The sequence below is a fragment of the Enterorhabdus sp. P55 genome (assembly GCF_009911695.1).
GTDB lineage: Bacteria > Actinomycetota > Coriobacteriia > Coriobacteriales > Eggerthellaceae > Enterorhabdus.
Genome location: NZ_QWKK01000172.1, coordinates 1 through 3,152, shown reverse-complemented (window position 1 = coordinate 3,152; position 3,152 = coordinate 1). Strand labels below are relative to the sequence as shown.

Sequence of the window (3,152 nt, the reverse complement as noted above, 5' to 3'; positions counted from 1 at the left end):
CGCCGCTCGCGCAGCGCACGCGCCCCCCGATCCGCCGCGCGGGCGGATCGGCCGCGGGCCGGCGCTAGAATGGCGCCATCGGAGGGCGCGCTCGCCCCTGCTGCCGGCCGCCGGGCGTGCGCCCGCTGCCTGCCTGGCGGCTGCGCGTCCCGCCATCTCGGCCGACGGAAGGAACCCCCATGTACATCACCTGCTTGGATTTGGAAGGCGTGCTGGTCCCGGAGATCTGGATCGCGTTCGCCGAGGCCTCGGGCATCCCCGAGCTCAAGCGCACCACCCGCGACGAGCCCGACTACGACAAGCTGATGGAGTACCGCCTGGGCATCCTGCGCGACCGCGGCCTGGGCCTCAAGGAGATACAGGCCATCATCGCCACCATCGACCCGATGCCCGGCGCCAAGGAGTTTTTGGACGCCCTGCGCGCCGAGGGCCAGGTCATCATCATCTCCGACACGTTTACCCAGTTCGCGCAGCCCCTCATGGAGAAGCTCGGCTGGCCTACCATCTTCTGCAACGAGCTGGAGGTGGCCGACGACGGGGCCATCACCGGCTTTCGCATGCGCTGCGAGCAGACCAAGCTCACCACGGTGCGCGCGCTGCACAGCTGTGGCTTCCAGACGCTGGCCGCTGGCGATTCCTACAACGACCTGGGTATGATCCGCGACTCGAAGGCAGGGTTCCTGTTCCGCAGCACCGATGAGATCAAGGCGGAGAACCCCGACCTCACCGCCTTCGAGGAGTACGACGACCTGCTGGCCGCCCTCCGCGCGGCCATGGGCTAGGCGCCGCGCCCACCTGCCTGGTCGCCAGCCCGCCGCCCCAGCGGCTCGTTGCGGCGAGGCGACCGAAAACCTGCGATGAACCCCGGGGCGCGGCGGCCGGTCGCGCCCCGGTTGCGTTAGACTGCTCGGGTGAGGAGAGAGGATCCCGCCATGCAGAGAGCGCAGAAGCTGACGCCGGCCGAGCAGGACGCCCTGGCCGGGCTCGCCGCACCGAAGATCGACATCCTGGCCGCCTGGGCCAACAAGCAGCTGACCTGCTCGCATTGTCGTCGCTGCACCCTGCGCTGCGAGGTGCTCCAGCAGCCGGGACTCGACGTGGGCACCGTGGAGGCGGCCTACGACGGGCTCATGGCCCTGACGCCCGAGGAACGTCCGGCGGCCACGCTCGCCCTCGTGCAGGAGCGTCCCGAGTTCTACCACGCGCTGCGCCGCTGCTGCTTCTGCGGCTACTGCACCGCCTCGTGCGCCCATCACGTGCTGGCGCCCGAGCGCATGCGGGCGTGGCGCGCGCTGTTCCGCGAGGCCGGCCTCATGCCCACCGAGAAGCTGGTGATGGTCGACGAGGAGTGGCACATCTTCAGCGCCTACCGGGCCATCTACGGCATCGGCTATCCGGAGTTCACGTCGCTCGCCCAGGCCGCCGAGCACGGGCCGGGCCTGGCTGACACGCTGTTTTTCCCCGGCTGCTCGCTCGTCAGCTACGCGCCCGAGGTCGTTCGCAAGGCCGGCGCGTGGCTCACCGAGGCCGGCTTTGCCTGGGCGCTGTCGGACGACTGCTGCGGCAGTCCGCTCATGAGCGCGGGGCTGTTCGATCGTGCGGCGGCGCTGCGCCAGCGCGTGCTCGACCAGATGCTCGCCGCGGGGATCACGCGCCTGGTCACCGTCTGCCCGGGCTGCGGCGAGGAGTTCGCCGAGCTGCTCGACGGCGTGATCGAGGTGGTGCCGCTGCCCGAGCTCATGCTGCGCCGCGCCGCCGAGCTGGAGGCGGAGGGCCGCGCGCCTGGCTTTACGCCGGCGCCGGTGGCGTCGTTTGCGGTGTTCGACTCGTGCCACGACCGCGCCGAGGGCCGGCACGGCCGCGCCATCCGCGGGCTGCTGGAGCGCTACGCGCCCGATGCCGAGCGCCGCGAGATCGACCACCGGATGAAGGGGACGCTCTGCTGCGGGGCGGGCGGGGCCGTGGCGTCCTACGACGCCGACGTCACCCAGCGCCGCGTGGAGCGCGTCATCGACGAGGCGCTCAAGACGCGGGCGGAGACCCTCGTCACCATGTGTCCCACCTGCACTTACACCATCGCGCAGGCCCTGCTTGCCGCACCCGACACGCCCCTGCGCAGTCGCCACTACCTGGAGCTGCTGCTCGACGAGGAGATCGACTGGGCGCGCGTGTTCGACGAGCTCGGCGCCATGTGGACCGGCGAGTACGCAGCCTGGCTCACGCAGACGTTCTTCTAGGCTCTCCGGCGCCGCAGGCGGCGGGCAGACGGACGGGCGCGGCGCGTCATAGGCGGGCGGGCGCGCTCGGGTTCCGGCCGACCGTGGCGCTAGGCGGCCACCACGATGCGGTAGCTGGCATGGTCGCCGACGCAGGTCTGGAGAATGACCGACTCGCCATGGCCGGTCACGCGACCCTGGATGTCCTCCCAGTAGGTGGTGTCGGGGACGGTGAACACGTCAACCACGTGGTAGGTGCGCGCGTTGCCGCTGCCGTCGCAGACGGTGACCGCGGCGCCCTGCCCCAGCCCCATCACGCCATGAAACGGCCCGGGGTTGTGCCCGATGAAGTAGGCCCAGCTGCCGTCGGTGGTGCTATCCGACCCCATCCACAGGCCCGCGCCGGAAGAGGGCGCCGAGGCGCTCTGGTAGGAGTCGACGTAGCCCATAGAGGAGCCTGCCACGCTGATGGTGCGCGGCGGAAGGGAGGATGCGCTGCCGGAAGAGGAGCCGCCCGCCGCGTCGTCGCCGGCCTCGGCGGAGGGGGCTGTGGCGCGGGCAGGCGCGGCCTCGGCCTTGGCGGCTCGTGCGGCTTCGGCGGCTGCGCGCTCGGCGGCTTCGGCGGGCAGGTCGTTGTCATCGAGCACCGCCTTGGGCTCAGCCGCTGCCGTGCCGGTCTCCACGCCGCTGACCAGCAGCTCGTCGGCAGCGCAGGCGGCCTGGCGCTCCACCATGCCGGCGACGGCGGCCTCGCTCGCCCAGGCTGCGCAGGGGATTGCCAGCCCGACCGCCACGCCGGCCGCCACGAGAAACGCGAACCACGGATGCGCCCGCGCCGGCGCCACCCGCGTGCGCTCGCTCGCCTGCCCGGCGTCTTGCGCCCATGCGTCCGCGCGACCCGCGGCGGTCTCCCGCGCCGGCGCGCCGGGCGCATCG

General features: G+C 72.2%; 3 protein-coding genes. 2 read left to right on the top strand and 1 reads right to left on the bottom strand.

Annotated elements, in window-relative coordinates; genetic code table 11:
• Positions 1–179 precede the first annotated feature (179 nt).
• Positions 180–782 carry a bifunctional phosphoserine phosphatase/homoserine phosphotransferase ThrH gene (gene thrH / locus D1643_RS10415; protein WP_160710551.1) on the top strand — a complete coding sequence of 201 codons (603 nt, stop codon included), beginning with the start codon at positions 180–182 and terminating at the stop codon, positions 780–782.
• 150 nt (positions 783–932) lie between these two features.
• Positions 933–2,237 (top strand): (Fe-S)-binding protein, encoded by a 1,305-nt coding sequence (locus tag D1643_RS10410; RefSeq protein WP_160710550.1) that lies wholly within the window; start codon positions 933–935, stop codon positions 2,235–2,237.
• A gap of 89 nt (positions 2,238–2,326) precedes the next feature.
• On the opposite strand, the gene D1643_RS10405 is transcribed toward D1643_RS10410, so the two are convergent.
• On the bottom strand, positions 2,327–3,152 hold an 826-nt coding region (locus tag D1643_RS10405; RefSeq protein WP_160710549.1), incomplete at its 5' end, for a sortase.

What these genes read in the sequence shown, in the direction of transcription:
- thrH (WP_160710551.1), top strand. Translation starts at nt 180, where the DNA reads ATGTACATCACCTGCTTGGATTTGGAAGGCGTGCTGGTCCCGGAGATC.
- D1643_RS10410 (WP_160710550.1), top strand. Translation starts at nt 933, where the DNA reads ATGCAGAGAGCGCAGAAGCTGACGCCGGCCGAGCAGGACGCCCTGGCC.